The sequence below is a fragment of the Micromonospora sp. bgisy143 genome (assembly GCF_057708145.1).
The window spans coordinates 97,425-116,502 of sequence record NZ_JBYIRN010000012.1; the positions used below are offsets into that span (position 1 = coordinate 97,425).

Here is a 19,078-nt window from a genome sequence, read left to right on the forward strand (position 1 = left end):
GTAGTTGATTACTTATGATCCCCGCCATGCCCGCCACCCTCCCGGCGCCAACCTTCGACGTCGCCGACGCGTACCCCGAGGTCAGCGACCTGTACAAGGCGCTCGACGCCGCCGACTGGCCCGCGGTGCGGGCGGTGTTCGCGGACCGCGCGCCGGACGGCCGCACGCTGCTCGTCGCCGCGGCCGGCGACAAGCAGGGGACCGAGCCGTTCCTGCGCCGGGTGTACGACGAGGACCCCACCGACCCGCTCGCCGGAACGCTGCTGGGTAACCACCTCATCCGCGCCGGCTGGCGGATCCGCAGCGCCTACCGGGCCCGGTACGTCAGCCGGGAGCAGTTCGACCAGTTCCACGACCACCTGCGCCGTGCCGAGCGGGTCCTCATCGACGTCACCGCCCGGTACCCCGACGACGCGGCCGCCTGGACCCAACGGATCACCATCGCCCGGGGCCTGCAACTGGGGCACAACGAGGCGCGCCGCCGCTACGACCGACTCGCCGCGCACCACCCCCACCACGCGCCCGCCCAGGCGACGCTGCTGCAGCAGCTCTGCCCGAAGTGGAGCGGCGACTGGGACCGCGCCTTCGCGTTCGCCCGTGAGTGCGCGCAGGCCGCGCCCGACGGCGCGCCCAACGCGGTGGTGCTCGCCGAGGCGCACCTGGAACGCTGGCTCGACTTCGACACCGAGCGGGAACGCGCCGCCTACGTACGCAGCCCAGCCGTCGTGGACGAGATCATGCAGGCCGGGCAGCGGTCCGTGCTGCACCCGGACTTCGTCGACCGGCCCGGCTGGGTCTGGGTCCGCTCGTCGTTCGCGCTGATGTTCAGCCTGACCGAGCAGTGGTCCGCGGCGGCCGGCCAGTTCAGAGCGCTCGGCAACCTCGGCTCGGAATTCCCCTGGACGTACGCGGACGACGCCGAGGGCTACACGAAGTACCGCGCGAAGGCGTACGCGAAGGGTGGCCAGTCGTGATCCAGCACCTGGACGTGGACGGGGTGCCCACGCTGCTCGCCCCCACCGGCGGGCCGATGCGCGCCGGACTGACCTTCCGGGTCGGCACCGCCGACGAGACACTCGCCCGGGCCGGCATCACCCACCTCGTCGAGCACCTGGCGCTCGCGCCGCTCGGCCTGGCCGACTACCACGTCAACGGCGTGACCGCCCCGGCCTTCACCATGTTCCACACCCAGGGCTCCCAGGCCGACATCGCGGCGTTCCTGACCGCCGTCTGCGGCCACCTGTCCGACCTGCCGGTCGGGCGACTCGACGTCGAGAAGGACATCCTGCGCACCGAGTGGAGCAGCCGGGGCGCCGCCGCGATCGACGACATCCCGCTGTGGCGACACGGGGCCCGGGACTTCGGGCTCAGCAGCTACCCGGAGTGGGGCCTGGACGCGCTGACCGCCGACGACCTGCGCGAGTGGACGGCCCGCTGGTTCACCCGGGAGAACGCGGTGCTGTGGATCTGCGGCGACCAGGTGCCCGCCGACCTTCGGCTGTCGCTGCCCAGCGGAACACGCCAACCGGTCCCGGCGGTCTCGTCGGCGCTGCCGCAGACCCCCGCGTACTTCGTCCACGGCACCCGGGCCGTGGTGCTCGACGCCGTGGTGCGGCGCAGCGCCGCCGCGGCCGTCTTCTCCGGGGTGCTGGAACGGGAGCTGTACCGGTCGCTACGCCAGGAGTCCGGCCTCTCCTACACCACCACCACCGGGTACGACCCGCGCGGCGACGGCAACGCCACGCTGCGGGCGCTCGCCGACGCGCTGGCGGAGAAGCAGGACGCCGTCCTCGGCGGCTTCGTCGACGTGCTCGCCAAGCTGCGGGTCGGCCGGATCGAGCAGGCCGACCTGGACGCCACCGTGGCCAAGCGCGAGGACCTGCTCGGCACCGCCGAGGTCGATGCCGCGCGACTTCCCGGGTACGCCCTGAACGTGCTCACCGGGGAACCCAACCTCACCATCGACGAGCACCGGGCCGAGTTGAAGGCCGTCGACCTCGCCGACCTGCACGCGGTCGCCGGCGAGGTGATGGGCTCCGCGCTGCTCATGGTGCCGCGCGGGCTCACCGCCGACTGGGCCGGCTTCGTCGCCGCGCCCACCCACTCCAGCGACACGGTGGACGGCACCACGTACCGCGCCAGGGAGGGTGCCGGCGGCCTCCGCGTCGGCGACGACGGGGTGAGCCACCTGGGGGCGGAAGGACCGCTCACCGTCCGGTACGACGACTGCTCTGTCATGCTCACCTGGCCGGACGGCGCGCGACAGTTGATCGGCGCCGATGCCATCACGCTGCACATCGAACCGACCATGCTCGAGTTGTCGCCGGGGACGATGGCGGCCATCGACGCCGGAGTGCCGGCCGACCGGCACGTCGCCATGCCGGCCCGCACCCCCGACCAGATCCCGCAGCCGAGGCCCATCGCCCGAGAAGCCGGGACCGCCCGACGTCCGTGGTGGGAGAAACTGGTCATGGTGCTCAGCGGACTCGGAACCCTGGTCATGGGCGGCTTCACCCTGTTGTTGACCTTCGCCACCCTCTCCGACGACACCGAGCCGGACGAGGCGTGGTTCTGGGGCGTCATCGCGGTCGGATGGGTGCTCACTGTTATCCTCGCGTTGCCCATCGTGCTGCTGAAGCGACGGCGGTGATGAGGTGGGGTCAGGTCGCTGCTGGCCCGTGATCCACCGGGCGGGATAAGATCCGCGCGGTTCCGGGGCGGTAGCTCAGCCGGTTAGAGCAGGGGACTCATAATCCCTCGGTCGCGGGTTCGAGTCCCGCCCGCCCCACAGGTCCGCCGCTCAGCGGCTTGCGTACAGGTCCCGTCGGCGCGGATGAGGTGCGACGCCGGTGGCGGGGTCGCCCCATCGATTTGCTCCCACGCTTTCCCGGTCCAGCCAGCGGTTCGTCGGGGGATGGTCAGGTCTTTCGCGGCTGAGTATGCTTTCCAAAAACGTGGCGGTTATCACGACAGGTCAACATCGCGGTGGCGTTCACCGGCGCCTTCGCCGTTGCGGACGAGGAGCCGGAAGACATGGACGCGACCCTCGTAACGATTCATGGCTTCTGGTCGTCGCCCTCCACGTGGGACAAGCTCGTTGACGTCTGGTCCCGTGACGAGGCTCTCCAGGGGCTGCGGATCCGTCCTTTCGGTTACGCCTCACCGAAACGTCCGGTCCTGCCGTTCTCCCCCACCCGGGTACCGGACCATGACGACATTGCTCAGACCTTTGCGACACAGTACGCCGTCAATCTGTCGGCCGAAAATGCTGTCGCAATCGTGACGCACAGCCAGGGCGGCCTGATTCTCCAGCGTTTTTTCGCGTGGATGGTGTCGCAGGGGCGGGCAAGCGAGCTGTCCCGAATATTCTCCGTGGTGATGCTGGCCTGCCCGAACAACGGCTCCGACTACATGCGTTCCGTGCGTCGCGCGTTCCGGTACAACCGGCATCCTCAGGCCGCCTCCCTGGAGGTCCTCGACAGGCAGGTGGCGAACACCACCAGAACGGTGGTCCAACGCATTGTCAACGCCGATCAAGTCACTGACCATGAGTGTCCCATCCCAATTCATGTATATGCCGGTGATGCGGACCGAATCGTTCTCCCTGCTTCGGCGCAGGGTGCCTTCCCCGGAGCCTCGACCGTGGTCGGAAATCATTTTTCGATACTCGACCCCGCAGCTCCCGGAAACTGCACCGCTGACGTGGTCCGACATCATCTGCGCGAGGACCTGGCTCGGTGGCGTGTCGCGGCCGCTGCTGAGCCCGCCTCTTCGGACCGGGTGGACGAGGCTGCGCCGGCGAACGCCAAGTACGTGGTCGACGTCCGGCACGGTCAAGGGGTTGTCGTGGGCGATCACGCGCAGGTGACGCAGACCTTCGATACCAGATCCGACGCGGGTGAAGCTGGATGAACGCCGCCGAGGACCTGGCGAACCTCATGCTCAGCAAGGGCTGGCACAGTCGCCCGGCCTACCACGTCGACGACCGGACCTACACGCACGGCTGGGTCCATGACATGGCCGCACGGGTCGCGGCTGTGCTCAAGACGCAGGGGGTAACCGTTGGAAGCCGTGTTCTCGTGGTGCTGCCGGACGGTGTCGAGTGGATCGTCACGTTTCTCGCCTCTGCTCGCCTCGGGTCTGTGGCAATCACCGTCAACCCGGACCTGCCGGCGAATGATCATGCCTTTTATGTCCATGACTGCAAGCCGGACCTGATCGTCTCCGAGGGCGCGTTGAGCGGCCGGTTCATGCCGCATGCTCCGACAATCAGCGCCGAGCGCCTGGTGGGCCTGGCCCAAGACGCAAGTCCGGAGGTCGCCGCACCGGTCGGCGCCGACGCGCCGCTGTACGTGCAGTACACGTCGGGCACGACGGGAACACCCAAAGGCGCCATCCACCGACATTCGGACCTGGTTGCCTATCACGCCGCCGTGGGCGACGGCATGCTCGGACTCACCGAGGGTGACGTGCTGCTGTCAACGTCGAAGCTGTATTTCCCCTACGGCTTCGGAAATTCATTCGTCTATCCGTTGCACTCTGGCTCCGCGGCGGTGCTGCGCCGGTCGTGGCTGGATGTCAGCGACGTTCCCCTCCTCATCGCGCGCCGACGTGTCACCGTGCTGTTCGCAGTTCCATCGGTCTACTCCACGCTCCTGTCACGGAGGGATCCGCACCAGTTCGCCACTGTGCGGGTGGCGATCTCGGCGGGCGAGCCGCTCACCGTAGCGTTGGGTGAGCGTACGAGTGGTCGGATCGAAGCACCCGTTCTCAACATGCTCGGTTCCACCGAAGTGGGCGGTGCCTTCTGCGCCAATACCGTTGCAAGCAACGAGCTGGGCACGGTTGGGTCTCCGCTGCCCGGATACGAGGTGGAACTGCGCGACGACAGCGGCCGTCCTGCGCGGCCGGAAGGTGGCGAGTGTGAGGGGCATCTCTGGGTCCGAGGTTCCACGGTCATGCAGGGATATCTCAACCGGGAACCTGAGACCAGGAGCGTCCTGGTGGAGGGCTGGTTGGCGACGTCCGACATGGCGCGCCGAAGGCGGGACGGACGATATATCCACCTGGGGCGTTCAGACGATCTTGAGATAGTCGCCGGGCTGAACATCTCACCCATCGAGGTCGAGAATGTGCTCGCCAGCCATCCGTCGGTGCGGGAGGTGGCGGTTGCGACCATTCCAGACGCCAGGGGAGCGCGAATGCTCGTCGCCTTCGTCGTCCCGTCCTTCCACCGGACTCCGGTCGTGGAGGATCAGGATTCGATCAGGACCTATCTGGCCGAGCGCCTGGCGGGCCACAAGATTCCTCGTGAGGTCCGTTTCGTAACGAGGCTGCCGCGCACACCCACCGGCAAAATTCGCCGCGCCGTGATACGCGGCGGGGTCTGGAATTCCGACTAGAAGCCTTCTGTTGAGGAGCGCGGTGTTGGCTGACGACCACTCCGGCGGCCCTCGCTATGAGGTCGCCGCCTCCGAAGGACAGGGCGTTGTGATCGGCGAGGGTCACACGGTCCATCAGTACTTTGGTGCGGCACCACCCTTCCGGCCTACTGCGATGCACCAACTGCCGCCGGACACGGGACATTTCGTGGGACGGCAGCCGGAGATCGACAGGGTCCTCACGGCGGTCGAGTCGGAGTGGACCGGCAATCTGATCTTCACCGTCAGTGGGATCGCCGGCATGGGCAAGAGCGCTTTCGCGATCCATGTGGCGAACCGGTTGACACCCTCCTTCCCGGACGCTCAGCTCTATCTGGATCTGAATGCCTACGGTCCGTCGTACACGGCGTCCGAGAACCATGCGCTTGAGTCGTGCCTACGAGCGTTGGGCGTGGCACCGGAGGTGATTCCGGCGAGCCGCAGCGACCAACTCAAGCTTTACCGGAGTCTTCTTGCCGGGAAACGTGTGCTGCTGCTGATCGAGAACGTGGCCGCCGCCGCGCAGGTGACCTCGCTGCTGCCGAACAGCGGCCGCTGCCTGGTACTGGTGACCAGCCGAACTCGCCTACCTGAACTGGCGGTGAGCAACAGTGCTCATCTCATGATGCTCGACGCACTGAGTGTCGCCGAGTCGATCGACCTGCTGGCCAACATCTGCGGCGCCACACGTGTGGCCGCTGAACGCAAAGAGGCCGAGCGTCTCGCTGCGGCCTGCGGCTATCTTCCGCTGGCACTGCGGATCGCAGCGGTCAGACTCGTTGTCCGACCGAATCTGGCTATCGCCGACCTGTTGCACCGCCTGCTCGTGGAGGGAAGCCGGCTCAACGAGTTGGCCGTGGGTGATGTCGAGGTTCGGGCAGGCTTCAACCTCTCTTACCAGACCCTGGGCCACGAAGTTCGGCACATCTTCAGGCTTCTCAGTCTGTGCGTGGGGCCGGACTTCTCGCTGCCCGCGGCAGCGGCCTTGCTCGATATATCGTCCCAGCGGACGGAGCAGACGGTCGAAGGTCTCGTCGACGTGCACCTGGTGGACATCGTTCCTGGCACCGAGAGGCGTTACCGGATGCACGACCTGATCCGCGAGTTCTGCTGGGAGCGTTGCACCGACGAAGAACCTGAGGAGAGTCAACGGGCGGCTCGGCAGAGGCTGCTCGAGTGGTACCTCGCCATGGCGACGTCGGCCGAGGAACGGTTGATTCCGACTCGCATCCGGCCCTGGCGGGCAGCGACGCGGGGCGGCGTCGTGCCCGACCTGACCCGGGCCTCGGCACTCGACTGGTTCGAGGCCGAGCGCGTGAACCTGCTGGCGGCCTGCGAGGATGCGCTGCGATCGGGGTCGTACGACCTCTGTTGGCAGATCGCCGATGCTTCCTGGGGCTTCTATCAGTTGCGAAAGTACTGGACCGACTGGGAGGAGAGCCACAGCTTCGGTCTGGACGCCGCCCGTCTCGCCGGGAACCGGCAGGGCGAAGCATGGATGCTCACCGGGCTGGGCGGTGTGCTGTGGGAACGGCACGACCTGGACCGGGCCGTCGAGAGCTTAAATCTGGCCCTTGACCTGCACCGGTTGGCCGCAGACCAGTCGGGAGAGGCGCGCACGCTCATCAACCTCGGATTCGCATATCTGCACGCGACGCGATACGAAATGTCGGCATCAAGCGCCCGGGAAGCGCTCCGAATCGCGCGTGAACTGGATGACGATTACCGGAAGGGGTGGGCGCTTTACTGCCTGAGCAAGTCCGAAGCTCATCTCGGAAATCGGCAGGAAGCCATCACCAGCTGCCGGGCCGCCCTTGAGATTTGGCGAGCCACCGGCAACCGGATGGCAGAAGGTTTCACCTTGGACAGTCTCGGCGAGCTCTACCGCGACAGCAACGACGCCGAGCAGTCGTACCGGTATTTCTTGGAGGCGCTCGCTATTCGGCGCGAGGTGAATGACGTGTACGGCGAAGGTGGAACTCTGTACAATCTGGGCCACCTTGCGAGCCTTCGACTGGGACCCCGGCATGCAGTGCCGTACTGGACGACGAGTCTGGCGATATTCGAGCGGCTCGGGGCGCCCGAAGCCGCGATGGTACGTGCGGAACTGCGGGCGCTGCCTGACGAGGTTCGGCCCGACCGGGAATAACTCTGGCCGCCGATGTCAGGACCTGTCTCTGGAGGAATGGCTCTTGAATATCGACCCTGCCGATGACGAGGACGCTCTGCTCGCCACGTCGGACCCGATACAGCTCACCCGCGCGTGGATCGCCGACGCGGCGAGGACCGGCCCCTGGTCGAACGCCGTGAGTCTGGCCACTGCGGATGCGGCAGGCAAGGTCGGCTGCCGCACGGTGCTGCTGTTTCTTCGGGACGACCGACTCTACTTCGCGACGTCGCTTGAGTCACGGAAAGGTCGAGATCTGATGGCGGTGCCCTACGCCGCAATGTCGGCATTCTGGATGAAGGTCAGGCAGTGGCGTGCCGAAGGCCCGGCCCGTCTCGCGTCGGAAGAACTCGCCGACACACTGTTCTCCGAGGCGCCGCTGCCGGAGCGATTGCTGGTCCGAGCTTCGGCGGACGGACGCCCGCAGACCCCAGATCAACTCAACGTGGCCTATCAGGACTGCCGTTCCCGGTATGCGGGCGTGGTGGTTCCTCGGCCCGGCAAGTGGCGGGCGTTCCAACTGCTTCCGGAAACGTTCGAGTTCTGGGAGGCGGACGTGGTGAAGTGGCAGCACCGCTGCCGACGGTTCACCTGGGATGCGGAGTCAGCAAGCTGGTCGTCCTGCTTCGTCGGCCCCTGAGACGTGACGAGGACCGGTCTCCCGGGGCCCGTTTTCGGCGACGATCACGATGCCACCGCCGTCACTTGCCGGCCCGTTGAGGCGACGGTGCTTCGTCGTCACGGCGATACCGCAGCAGCAGGCTTCCCTCGGAAGTGAGCACCGAGACGAGTTGCATCGCCGACGGTTCAACCTCCGGCCCGGCGGACAGGTTCTGTGCGCCGCCGACGAAGGGTGTGATCGTCAGGCACAGCTCATCCACCGCGCGTGCGGCTATCAGCGAACCGAGCAGGGTCGGCCCTCCTTCGCACAGGACCCTCATCAGGCCGCGAGCCGCGAAGATCTCGTTGAGGCGGTCGATGTCAAGGCGTGTCTCCCCAGCGATCAGCACGTCTCCGCCGGCTGCCCGCAGTCGAGAAACGTTCTCCTTGGGCGCAGCCTCGGTGGTGAGAACTATGGGAGGCACGTAGGTGTCGGTGAACAGCCGGCTGTCGGGTCGTAGGTTTGCCGACGCGCTCACCACGGCGACAGGCGGAACCTCTGACTGGCCGCGGGCAAGACGGAAAGCACGGACGTCGTCCCGCTTTCTCGCGCCCCGGCAGTCCTCGGCCCGGACCGTCTCGGCGCCTACGAGGATGACGTCGGCGAGCCGCCGTAGGCGGCCGAACAGAATCCTGTCCGCGTGCGATGCTATTCCGGCCGACTGCCCGGCGGCGGCTACGTTTCCGTTGACGGTGCTCGCGAGATTCGCGCGGATGTATGGCGCGTTCAACGGCTCCGGATACGAATAGAATGAGAGGAGATCCGTATCGGACAGGGTCGACGCCGTCGAGTCAGATTCAAGTGGCCATAGTAGTTCCATCGCGTCCATCACGTCACTTTCTCCTGCAACATAAGAACCGCGAAAGTGGGGCACGATCACGACCCGGCTTGTTGTTTTGCCCACTCCGCCGACTTTCGGGCGTTTGGGATTATAACGCGTCGCCCTCGGTCGGCGACGGTGGGGATTGTGAAGTGTGGCGAATCATCCAGCGAGTTGGTTGTGTGGCGTATCGGTGTAAGTGTTTGGTACTGGCTTCACTCGTGCTTTGGCCTGTGCTTGGATGTGCCGTATGGATCTACTGTGGCGCCGAGGTCCCGAGCCGAGGTTCGTGCGGGAAGAGGAGCTTTCCGATGTGTATGCCTACCCGGATGGTCTCGCCGCGCCGTACGTCCGCGTAAATGGAATCATGGCCTTGGACGGGGCGGTTGCGGTTCACGGTGTCAGTGGGCCACTCGGCTCGCGGAGCGATCGCGCGGTGTACGACGAACTCCGTCAGTTGGCGGACGTCGTTGTGGTTGGTTCTGGCACCGTACGAAGTGAACAGTACGGGACCGTGCGACTTCCGCCGGAGCTGCGCGAGAGGAGAATGCGCCGATGCGGCGATGAAGCTCCACCATTAGCGATCATCACTGCGAGCGCTGACCTCGATCCACTGTCGCCCGTGTTCTCCGGCGCTTCGGCGGCCCCTCTTGTCATCACCACCGAATCAGCACCCGCCTGGCGGCGGCGCCGGCTTCAGGACGCGGGTGCCGTGCTACTCATCGCCGGCCAGGAGCGGGTCGAGCTGTCCGTGGCCCTCAGCTCGCTCGAGCGGCGCGGTCTCATCAAGGTCCTGTGCGAGGGTGGCCCCCGGGTGCTCGGTCAACTGGTGGATGAGGGACTCGTCGACGAGCTCTGCCTGACACTGTCGCCGCACCTCGTGGGCGGGGCAACGTCTCTCCTGGCCGGTGCGGCGGGGGGATTCCGGGCAATGCGACTCGAAGGGCTCCTCACAGATTCCGGCTTTTTGTTCGCTCGTTATCGGCGCGCCTAGGCGCGGCTTTCGAATCCGGGCTCCGCCACCGACCGGCCGACCCAGGCGGAGACGCAGCCTCATTGCCTCTCCACGTCGGCCAGGACCCACCACGTCGGTGCGTACGCGTCAGAGACCAGCCGGCCACTCGCGGCCAGTGCGGCGGCGATCCGGGCGTCGTCACGGGCGCGGCGCCGCTGTCGAATCGGGGTCGGGTCGTTCGTGGTAAGGGTGGAGGCGGCCGGTGAAGGCCGCCCGGAAGAGGGGAGTTCCGAGATGGCGCGGTACCTGATCTCGTTCAACGACGGCGCGATGGACCACATCCCCGCCGAGGATTGGCCCGATGTGGGTAAGGCGTCGCACGCCGTGGTCCAGGAGGCCATCAACGCGGGCGTCTGGGTGTTCGGCGGCGGCCTCGAACGCCAGCGGGCCAGCATCGTGGCGACGGACGGGTCGGTCACCGACGGCCTCTACCCGGAGACCAAGGAGGTCATCGGCGGGTTCGCGGTCGTCGAGGTGCCCACCCGTGAGGAGGCGCTCACCTGGGCTGCCAGGATCGCCGCGGGTTGCCGCTGCGCGCAGGAGGTCCGGGAGCTCATGGCCGACCCGGAGACGGACGAGATGATCCGCCGGGCCCGCCGAGGCTGACCTCGTGTCCAGTGCGCGACGAACGGATCGGGGCTGCGGCCTGCGGAATTAGCCTGAGCCGGTGACGTCGATCGCGGACTCGGGCGTACGCGTCCGGCTGCTCGGGCCGGTGGAGGTGGTCGTCGCCGGCGGTCCGCAGGCGGTGAACGGCGTACGCCGCAAGGCGGTCCTGGCTACGTTGGCGCTGCACGCGGGCCGCGTGGTGAGCGTCGACCGACTGGTCGACGTGGTCTGGGGTGAGCGTCCACCCGCGACGGCCGAGAACACGCTGCAACGCCACGTCTCCTACCTGCGCGGGGTGCTCGGCGAGCCCGGATCGATCGTGGCGCGTCGGCCCGGTTACCTGCTCGACACCGGGCCGGAGTCCACGGACGTCCAGGCCGCCGAGCGCCTGCTCGACCTCGCCCGGCGTACGACGGACCGGGCCGAGCGGGTGGCCCGCCTGACCGCCGCGGTGGCGCTGTGGCGTGGCCCGCCGCTTGCCGACGTCACCGGCTCGCCCTGGCTCGAGGAGCAGGCCGAGCACCTGGCCAGCCTGCGGTTGGAGGCCGAGCGAGCGCTCGCCGAAGCGCGCCTTGGCGCCGGGGAGCATGCGCAACTCGTCCCCGGACTCGAACGGCTCGTCCGACAGCACCCCTTCGACGAGCACCTGCACGCCCACCTGATGCTCGCCCTGTACCGGGACGGGCGGCAGGGCGAGGCGGTCGCCACGTACCGGCGGTTGCGCGACGCCCTCCGGGAAGGGCTTGGCATCGACCCGAGCCCACGGCTCAAGGAGCTCCAGGCGGCCATCCTGCGCCAGGACGCCGCGATCGCCGCGCCGGCCCCGGCCATCCCGGCCCCGGCCGCGCCCGTACGGGCGGTGGCGGCACAGTTGCCTCCGCCCGTACCCACGTTCACCGGACGTGCGGCGGAGCTGGTGGCCCTGGACGCGCTGCTCGACCGCGGCGGCGCGGTGGTGGTGTCCGGCACCGCCGGCGTCGGTAAGACCGCCCTCGTCGTGCACTGGGCGCACCGCGTGGCCCAGCGTTTCCCCGACGGGCAGCTCTATGTCAACCTGCGCGGCTTCGATCCGGCGGCAACGCCGACCGATCCGATGCGGGTGCTGCGCGGGTTCCTGGAAGCGCTCGGCGTTCCGCCCGCACGGATGCCGAGCGATGCGGACTCGATGGTGAGCCGGTACCGGACGGTCGTTGCGGGCCGGCGTCTGCTGGTGGTGCTGGACAACGCCCGCGACGCGGACCAGGTGCGGCCGCTGCTGCCCGGCTCGCCGGACTGCCTCGTGGTCGTCACCAGCCGCGACCAGCTCGTCCCACTTGTCGTCACCGAGAGCGCCCAGCCGGTGGTCCTCGACCTGCTGAGCCCCGACGAAGCCCGCGACATGCTCGTCCGTCGACTCGGCGCGCGCCCGGTCGCCGAGGAACCCGCCGCGGCCGACGACATCGCCGACCGCTGCGCGCGGCTGCCCCTCGCCCTCGCCATCGTCGCTGCCCGGGCTGCCACCAACCCACGCTTCTCGCTGGCCGCGGTGGCGGACGAGCTGGGCGGTCTGGACGCCTTCCACGGCGGGGACGCGACCACCGACGTCCGGGCCGTCTTCTCCTGGTCGTGTCGCACCCTCAGCCCGGCGGCGATCCGGCTGTTCCGGCTGTTGAGCCTGCACCCCGGACCGGACGTGGCCGCACCGGCCGTGGCCAGCCTCGCCGGCTGCACCCCGCAGGCGGTCGGCCCCCTGCTCACCGAGCTGACCCGGGCGAATCTCCTCGCCGAGCACAGGCACGGGCGGTACGCGTTCCACGACCTGCTGCGCGCGTACGCCACCGGTCTCGCCGACGAGGCGGAGCCGGCGGCCGACCGCCGTGCCGCCGTCCACCGGCTGCTCGACCACTGCCTGCACGCCGCGCACGTCGCCGACCTGGCGCTGCATCCGCACTTCAGCACGATCAGCCTGCCGGCGCCGCTCGCGGGCGTGACGCCGGAGACCCCGCGGAACCGGTCGGCCGCGTCGGCGTGGTTCGCCGCCGAGATTCCCGTCCTGCTGGCCGCCGTGCCGCTCGCGGCGCGGTCCGGGTTCGAGGGGCACGCCTGGCGACTCGCCTGGACCATGGCCGGCTACCTGCACCGGCAGGGACACTGGCAGGACTGGCTCGGTACGCAGCGGATCGCCCTCGCCGCCGCGTCCCGCATCGGGGATCGGGCCGGGCAGGGGCACGCGCACCGTAGCCTCGGTCTCGCCTGCTCCCGGCTGCGCCGCTACGACGAGGCCGACGACCACCTGCGGCGCGCGCTCGACCTGTTCGGCGAGGTCGGCGACGACGCCGGACGGGCACACACCTGCCTGAACCTCGGTCAGCTCGCCGAGCGGCGGGGGGACATCCGGGACGCGCTCGGCCATTCCCAACGGGCGCTGACCCTGTTCCGGCGGGCCGGCAACCGGGCCGGGCAGGGGTACACCCTCAACGCGGTCGGTTGGCAGGAAGGGCTGCTCGGCGACCACCACCGCGCCCTCACCTCCTGCGGCGAGGCGCTGCGGATGTTGCAGGAGGTGGACGACGTCCAGGGTCAGGCCGACACCTGGGACAGCCTCGGCCACGCCCACCACCAACTCGGCGACGACCGACAGGCCGTCGCGTGCTACGAGCGGGCCCTGGAACTCTTCGGCCAGGTCCACGACCGGTACGCCGAGGCGAGCACGTACGTCAACCTCGGCGGTAGCCATCGGGCCCTCGGCGACCTGGCCGCCGCCCGTGCCGCCTGGCGTCGCGCGCTGCGCATCCTCGACGAACTCGGCGACGCCGGCGCCGATGCGGTCCGCGCCGACCTCGGGCAGCTCGACGCCACCCGGTCGGGCTGACGTACCCGCTTTCCGCGCCGTTTCCGGGCCGTTTCAGGGCGGCTCGGCACTCTTCGGACACGAGTTTCCCACCAGGAATGGAGTGTTCGATGAGTCGCTTGGCACGCCGCCTCGCGGTGCTGGGAGTGGCCGGCGCAACGGTGCTGGCCACGTCCACCACCGCGCTGGCGCAGACCGACAAGCCGCCGACCAAGGGCGCCGACTGCGTGGTCCAGTACGTCGACGAACGCGGCGGGGTCGTCCGCACCGGGACCGAGCCGGAGGGCCGGGAGTACGGCCGGTTCCGCTGCGCCGGCGGACAGTGGACGTTCGCCTGGGAGCCGTACGGCGCGGACGACACGATCATGGCGGACGAGGTCGTCGTCGACCCGTCCGGTGCCGTCTCGGTACGGCGGTTCACCGGTCCGGCGCTCGGCAACGACCTCACCATCGGTGAGATCACCGCCATCGCCCAGGCCGTCACCGGCAGCGCGGAGGTGATGGTCGACCGCGCGATCGTGGCGGTCGACGACGGCAAGCAGCGGACCCCCGAGGAGATCGCGGCGCTGCTGGCCGGCAAGGACGACACCGGGGTACGGGTGCTGGGCACGATCGACAAGCCGGACGTCGCGATGTCGGCGAAGGACGTCATCGACGAGGCCGGCGGCACCCCCGAAGGCACCGTCGTCTACTTCAGCATCTTGGGCGCGATCAAGTCGGTGTTCGCGTGGGTCGCGGACACGATCAGCGACATCGGTGACTGGCTCGAACGCCACTGCGACTGGGGGCTTTCCCCCACCGGCCTGGGCGTGGTGGTCACATGTCGCTGGTAGCGCGGGACATCACCAGGCGCGTCGGAATCGTCGCCCTGACCCTCGTCGTCGGGCTGGTCGCGTCGTACGCGCCGTCGCGGGCCGCCGAGGGGGAGGCCCGGACGACGGTCGTCGACCAGCCCGGTGCTCCGGGAACGATGCTCCGACAGTTCGAGGACCTCACCGGCCGGAGCGTCGGTGACCTGAACACGGTGCTGGCCGTCGACACCGGCGGTCGGAACGTCACGGTCGACGAGTTCGCCGCGCTCGTCGGGGGCGAGAAGGTCGACGGTGTCACGGTCCTGGGCACGATGCCCGGCAGCCGGGACATCCTCGGCACGACAATGGCCGACCTGGCCGACGGCGCGTACGACGGCAGGGACGGCGGCGGTACCGTCCTCTTCGCGTCCGCCGTCCCCGGCGGCCGCGAGTGGTGCCTGACCATGTGCGTGGCCTCGGGGAAGTCCGTGTATGAGTGCTTGCTGTCGCGTCGGACGGGCGAGCTGATCCGCACCCTCGACCTCGGCGGCGACACGACGGTCGGCGCGACGAAGACGGCCTTCGAAAAGGTCAACGGGATGGCCGTCGAGGGTCCGTACGCCGTCGACACGCTCACCGGTGACGCCGAGCCCACGGCGGACGAGATCCGGGCGTTGCTGGACGGCAAGGACATCGACTCGCTGCGCCGGGTGGCGACCGTGCAGACGCCGGACACCGGCTGGGCGTTGGCCGACGTCGCCGAGAAGTCCGGCGTGCCGTACCGGAAGACCACCATCCACATCTTCACCCTCGGCCTTCCCTTCATCGGGAAGATCCTGGTGGTCTGCGTCTCGCACGACGCCGGCAGGACGTGGAAGTGCTCGACCCGCCCCTGGAGCGGGTTCTAGGTGTACTGCGGAGCGGTATACCGCAGGGGAATGAACATTCCCCTGAGGTATACCGCTCACCAGGTCAACGCCCCGCGCGCACGGGTAGCGCAGGCTGTACCCGAAGGTGGGTAGCTGGGGGGATCGTCCCTGTATCGGAATTCTTGAACCCTTGGTGGCGTGAAGCGTTTCCGAGACAGAGGAGCAGTCATGCCGCCGCACGCCGTCACGTCCACGCGCCGCCGGGCCCTGCGGACGGTCGCCGCGACCCTGGCCGCCGTCACCGTCCTGACCGGCTCCGCCGCGTTCGCCGCCACCGACAACGGCCGGCCGGCCGGTCCACGGAATGCCGTCCAGCGGCAACTGGACGGCCTGGTCAGCGAGAGCGGCTTCCCCGGCGTCCTCGCCTCCGTACGGGGACCCGATGGACGGGTCCGCGACTACACCGCCGGGGTCGGCGACCTCCAAACGCGCCGCCCGGTGCCTCGGGACGGTCAGGTCCGCATCGGCAGCAACACCAAGACCTTCACCGCCGTGGTCGTCCTGCAATTGGTGGGGGAGGGTCGCATCGACCTCGATGCCACCGTCGAGCACTACCTGCCCGGGGTCGTGCAGGGCCACGGCAACGACGGCAGGACGATCACCGTACGGCAGCTGTTGCAGCAGACGAGCGGCCTGCCGGACTACGACGACGTGCTGTTCACCGAGGCGCAGGATCTTGTGGACAAGAGCCACTCGTACTACCAGCCACGGCGGCTGGTGGACGCCGCGCTGACCAACGCCCCGCACTTCACGCCGGGCGCGAAGTGGGAGTACAGCAACACCAACTACGTCCTCGCCGGACTCATCGTCGAGCAGGTCACCGAGCGTCCCATCGGCGAGGAGATCGCCAACCGGATCATCAGGCCCCTCGGCCTGCGCGACACCTACTGGCCCGGCGTGGGGGAGCAATCCCTTCGGGGTACGCACCCGCACGGTTACGTGGCAGTGGCCCCGGGTGCGCCGTGGGTGGACGTCACCGACATGGACCCGTCGCTGGGCTGGGCCGCCGGCCAACTGGTCTCCACCCCGGACGAGTTGCGGACCTTCTTCCAGGCGCTGGTCGACGGCCGGCTGCTCAAGCCCGCGCAGCAGAAGGCCATGATGACCACCGTGCCCGCGCCCGACTTCGAGCCGACCGGCGAGTACGCGTACGGGCTGGGTATCGCCAGCTACGAACTGCCCTGCGGTGGCGAAGCCTGGGGGCACGGCGGCGACATCCAGGGCTTCGAGACCCGCAACCTGGTGACCCGCGACGGTCGCGGGGCCGTGATCGCCGTGACCGGCCTGCCGACCGGTGAGCAGATGCTCGCCGCGGTGAACGAGAGCGTCGAGACGGCGCTCTGCGCCGCCGACCACTGAGGCGTCACCAGTTCGGTGACATCGCACGCGGACCGCGACGGCTGGGGCTAGCCGTCGCGGTCCGTCCGTGTGCGGGTACCAGCCGCAGGCTCTGGCGTCGACGGAGCTGATGTGCGCGCCTACCTTCTTCCGGACGTGGGCAGGCCGCACGTTCTCCTGACGGTCACGACACCGTCGCGGTGGCCTCCCGGCGGGTCGCGGTGACGCGGTGGCGGCGCACCGGGTACGGGATCGGGTGGGAGATGCCCCAGGCGGCGCCCTTGCAGACGACCTCCTTGTAGCGGGCCGCCAGCCTGCCGGTGAGCAGGGACGGCTTGGCCCGGTCGTCGGCGGTCACGTACTGGATGATCCCGTCGCGCCGGCCGAGGCTGATGCACTGGTTGAAGTAGCGCAGGGGAGCGTTCGGCATCTTCGTCCGACCGGTCAGTCGGGCGGCGATGGCGTCGGCGGCCTGCCAGGCCATCGGGGTCCCCGAGGCGCAGGACATCCGCAGCGGCTTGCCGCCCGGCCCGGCGGCGAGTCCGGCGTCGCCGACCGCGTACACGTCGGGGTGCGAGACCGACCGCATGGTCTCGTCGACGACGATCTGGCCGGTGGCTCCGACGGTCAGACCGCTGGCGGCTGCGATGGGGTGGACGGCGAAGCCGGTCGTCCAGACGGTCACCGTGGCCGGGATCGTCGTACCGTCGGCGGTGACCACCCCGTCCGGCTCCACCCGGACGACGTCGGTGTGCTCGTGGACGGTGATCCCGAGCCGGTCCGCGACGCCCCGCAGGTGCTGTCGCGCCCGGTCGTTGAGCCAGTCGCCGAGACCGCCCCGGGCGGCGATCGCGACCTGGAGGTCGGGCCGGGCCTCGGCGATCTCGGTGACGGCCTCGAGGCCGGTGAGACCCCCGCCGACCACGAGCACCCGCTGACCGGCCGCCAGGTGGGCGAGGCGGTCACGCAACCGCAGCGCCGACGGTCGGCCCGCGATGTCGTACGCGTGCTCGGCGACGCCGGGGACGCCGTGCTCGGCGGCCGTGCTGCCGAGGGCGTAGACGAGCGTGTCGTACCCGATCTCGTCGCTGCCGTGCTCGTCGGTCAGCGCGACGGTGCGGCGGTCGACGTCGACGCCGGTGACCCGGGCAAGACGGACCCGCACGCCGGTGCCCGCGTACACCCGGCTCAGCTCGCGGCGCGGAAGGTCCTGGCCGGCGGCGAGCTGGTGCATGCGTACCCGCTCGACGAAGTCGGCCTCGGCGTTGACGACGGTGATCTCGATGTCGTCGGGGTGCAACCGGCGGGCGAGGCGCCCGGCGGCGGTCGCTCCGGCGTAGCCGGCTCCGAGGACGACGATGCGGTGCTTCATGGCGGCGCTCCTGTCTCGGCGATGGTCGCTACCTGAACCGGGCGGCGACGCTGTTGCTGACAGCGGGCGGCTATGACCTGGGTCACCAGACGTGCAGGAGCGGCTCGGAGTGTGGGGTGACGGACCACTGGCGGGTGACGCGTTCGAGCTTGTCGGGGTTGACCTGGACGCGGATCGCCGCGACTCCCTCGGGTGTCACCTCCAGCGCCATGACGCCGACGACCTGCTCGCCGGTCACCACCACGACCCCGGGACCGCCGTTGACGACCTCGGCGTAGACGGCGGGGCTGTTGCCGCCCACCAGGTTCCGTTTGACGTCGCTGGGCCGGAACAGACCGCGCAGGAACTTCGCCACCGCCAGCGCGCCGACGACCGGCGTCGTACGGGCCGGGATCTTGCCGCCGCCGTCGCCGACGCTCGTCACGTCCCCGGTCAACAACTCCACCAGCCGCTGGATCTGGCCACTGTTGGCCGCCGTGAGGAACTCGGTGACGATCGTCCGGGCGGCCGCGTCGTCCACGGCGGCCCGCGTGCGGTCGACCGCGACGCGTTGCTTGGCGCGTCGGTAGATCTGCTGGCAGTTCGACTCGGTGAGGTCAAGGATCTCGGCGATCTCGCTGTGCGGGTAACCAAATGCCTCGCGCAGCACGTAGACCGCGCGCTCGTTGGGCGACAGCCGCTCCATCAGGGTGAGCATCGCCATCGAGACCGACTCGCGCTGCTCGACGGTGTCGACCGGGCCGAGCATCCGGTCCCCGGCGAGGACGGGCTCGGGCAGCCAGGTGCCCACGTACGTCTCCCGCCGGGCGCGCGCCGAGGTGAGCTGGTTGAGGCACAGGTTGGTGAGCACCCTCGTCAGCCAGGCCTCGGGCGTCTCGACGCGCTCCCGGTCGGCGGCCTGCCAGCGCAGGAACGTGTCCTGGACCGCGTCCTCGGCGTCGCTGGCCGAGCCCAGCAGCCGATAGGCGATCGCCTCCAGCCGGGGCCTGGAGCGCTCGAACACCTCGACCTCGTCAGGACGCAGCGACATGGTTCGACAGTAGCCGCGCGCGTCGCGCGGCTCGGCGTGCGGCCGGCATCCGTCCGGTCCGTCGATATGGGGCCGGGTCGCCCCGCTCCTGGCGGG

The 19,078-nt window shown here is 69.4% G+C and carries 15 protein-coding genes and 1 tRNA gene; 13 read left to right on the plus strand and 3 right to left on the minus strand.

The window, feature by feature from the left end; translation table 11 throughout:
• Nucleotides 1–26: 26 nt before the first annotated feature.
• The 7 genes from AC3EN4_RS16330 to AC3EN4_RS16360 all read left to right on the plus strand — a co-directional run bounded on the left by AC3EN4_RS16330 (nt 27) and on the right by AC3EN4_RS16360 (nt 8,227).
• Nucleotides 27–974, plus strand: a complete 948-nt coding sequence (locus AC3EN4_RS16330) for a hypothetical protein (protein ID WP_435206656.1) — start codon at nt 27–29, stop codon at nt 972–974.
• Entirely contained in the window at nt 971–2,650 is a 1,680-nt protein-coding gene (locus AC3EN4_RS16335) for a peptidase M16 family protein (protein ID WP_435206657.1), read from the plus strand. Before AC3EN4_RS16330 ends, AC3EN4_RS16335 begins: the two co-directional genes overlap by 4 nt.
• A 64-nt stretch (nt 2,651–2,714) precedes the next feature.
• Nucleotides 2,715–2,788 (plus strand) — tRNA-Ile (locus AC3EN4_RS16340).
• 197 nt (nt 2,789–2,985) lie between these two features.
• Nucleotides 2,986–3,912, plus strand: coding sequence for an esterase/lipase family protein (locus AC3EN4_RS16345; RefSeq protein ID WP_435206658.1), 927 nt, complete (start codon nt 2,986–2,988; stop codon nt 3,910–3,912).
• Complete coding sequence (locus tag AC3EN4_RS16350; RefSeq protein ID WP_435206659.1) at nt 3,909–5,402, plus strand: class I adenylate-forming enzyme family protein; 1,494 nt, start codon at nt 3,909–3,911, stop codon at nt 5,400–5,402. The genes AC3EN4_RS16345 and AC3EN4_RS16350 overlap by 4 nt, the downstream gene beginning before the upstream one ends.
• A gap of 22 nt (nt 5,403–5,424) precedes the next feature.
• Complete coding sequence (locus tag AC3EN4_RS16355) at nt 5,425–7,569, plus strand: ATP-binding protein (protein WP_435206660.1); 2,145 nt, start codon at nt 5,425–5,427, stop codon at nt 7,567–7,569.
• 43 nt (nt 7,570–7,612) lie between these two features.
• Nucleotides 7,613–8,227: a pyridoxamine 5'-phosphate oxidase family protein gene (locus tag AC3EN4_RS16360; RefSeq protein WP_435206661.1), complete on the plus strand. Its 615-nt coding sequence runs from the start codon at nt 7,613–7,615 to the stop codon at nt 8,225–8,227.
• A 61-nt stretch (nt 8,228–8,288) separates the two neighbouring features.
• On the opposite strand, the gene AC3EN4_RS16365 is transcribed toward AC3EN4_RS16360, so the two are convergent.
• Nucleotides 8,289–9,077, minus strand: coding sequence for a pyrimidine reductase family protein (locus tag AC3EN4_RS16365; RefSeq protein ID WP_435206662.1), 789 nt, complete (start codon nt 9,075–9,077; stop codon nt 8,289–8,291).
• Between the two features lie 280 nt (nt 9,078–9,357).
• On the opposite strand from AC3EN4_RS16365, the gene AC3EN4_RS16370 reads away from it, so the two are divergent.
• The 6 genes from AC3EN4_RS16370 to AC3EN4_RS16395 all read left to right on the plus strand — a co-directional run bounded on the left by AC3EN4_RS16370 (nt 9,358) and on the right by AC3EN4_RS16395 (nt 16,601).
• Nucleotides 9,358–10,062: a pyrimidine reductase family protein gene (locus AC3EN4_RS16370; protein ID WP_435206663.1), complete on the plus strand. Its 705-nt coding sequence runs from the start codon at nt 9,358–9,360 to the stop codon at nt 10,060–10,062.
• A gap of 255 nt (nt 10,063–10,317) precedes the next feature.
• Nucleotides 10,318–10,689, plus strand: a complete 372-nt coding sequence (locus AC3EN4_RS16375; RefSeq protein WP_435206664.1) for a YciI family protein — start codon at nt 10,318–10,320, stop codon at nt 10,687–10,689.
• 61 nt (nt 10,690–10,750) lie between these two features.
• Nucleotides 10,751–13,543, plus strand: coding sequence for an AfsR/SARP family transcriptional regulator (locus AC3EN4_RS16380; RefSeq protein WP_435206665.1), 2,793 nt, complete (start codon nt 10,751–10,753; stop codon nt 13,541–13,543).
• Nucleotides 13,544–13,632: 89 nt separating this feature from the next.
• Nucleotides 13,633–14,355 carry a hypothetical protein gene (locus tag AC3EN4_RS16385; RefSeq protein ID WP_435206666.1) on the plus strand — a complete coding sequence of 241 codons (723 nt, stop codon included), beginning with the start codon at nt 13,633–13,635 and terminating at the stop codon, nt 14,353–14,355.
• A complete protein-coding gene (locus AC3EN4_RS16390; protein WP_435206667.1) occupies nt 14,343–15,221 on the plus strand; it encodes a hypothetical protein in 879 nt (292 codons plus the stop codon). The genes AC3EN4_RS16385 and AC3EN4_RS16390 overlap by 13 nt, the downstream gene beginning before the upstream one ends.
• 189 nt (nt 15,222–15,410) lie before the next feature.
• The gene (locus tag AC3EN4_RS16395; protein ID WP_435206668.1) at nt 15,411–16,601 is read left to right on the plus strand and encodes a serine hydrolase domain-containing protein; all 1,191 of its coding nucleotides are present in this window, start codon (nt 15,411–15,413) and stop codon (nt 16,599–16,601) included.
• Nucleotides 16,602–16,764: 163 nt separating this feature from the next.
• Here the strand turns inward: AC3EN4_RS16395 and AC3EN4_RS16400 are convergent, their stop codons facing one another.
• Nucleotides 16,765–17,952, minus strand: a complete 1,188-nt coding sequence (locus AC3EN4_RS16400) for an NAD(P)/FAD-dependent oxidoreductase (protein WP_435206669.1) — start codon at nt 17,950–17,952, stop codon at nt 16,765–16,767.
• Nucleotides 17,953–18,034: 82 nt separating this feature from the next.
• Nucleotides 18,035–18,982 (minus strand): RNA polymerase sigma-70 factor, encoded by a 948-nt coding sequence (locus AC3EN4_RS16405; protein ID WP_435206670.1) that lies wholly within the window; start codon nt 18,980–18,982, stop codon nt 18,035–18,037.
• Nucleotides 18,983–19,078: the final 96 nt, after the last annotated feature.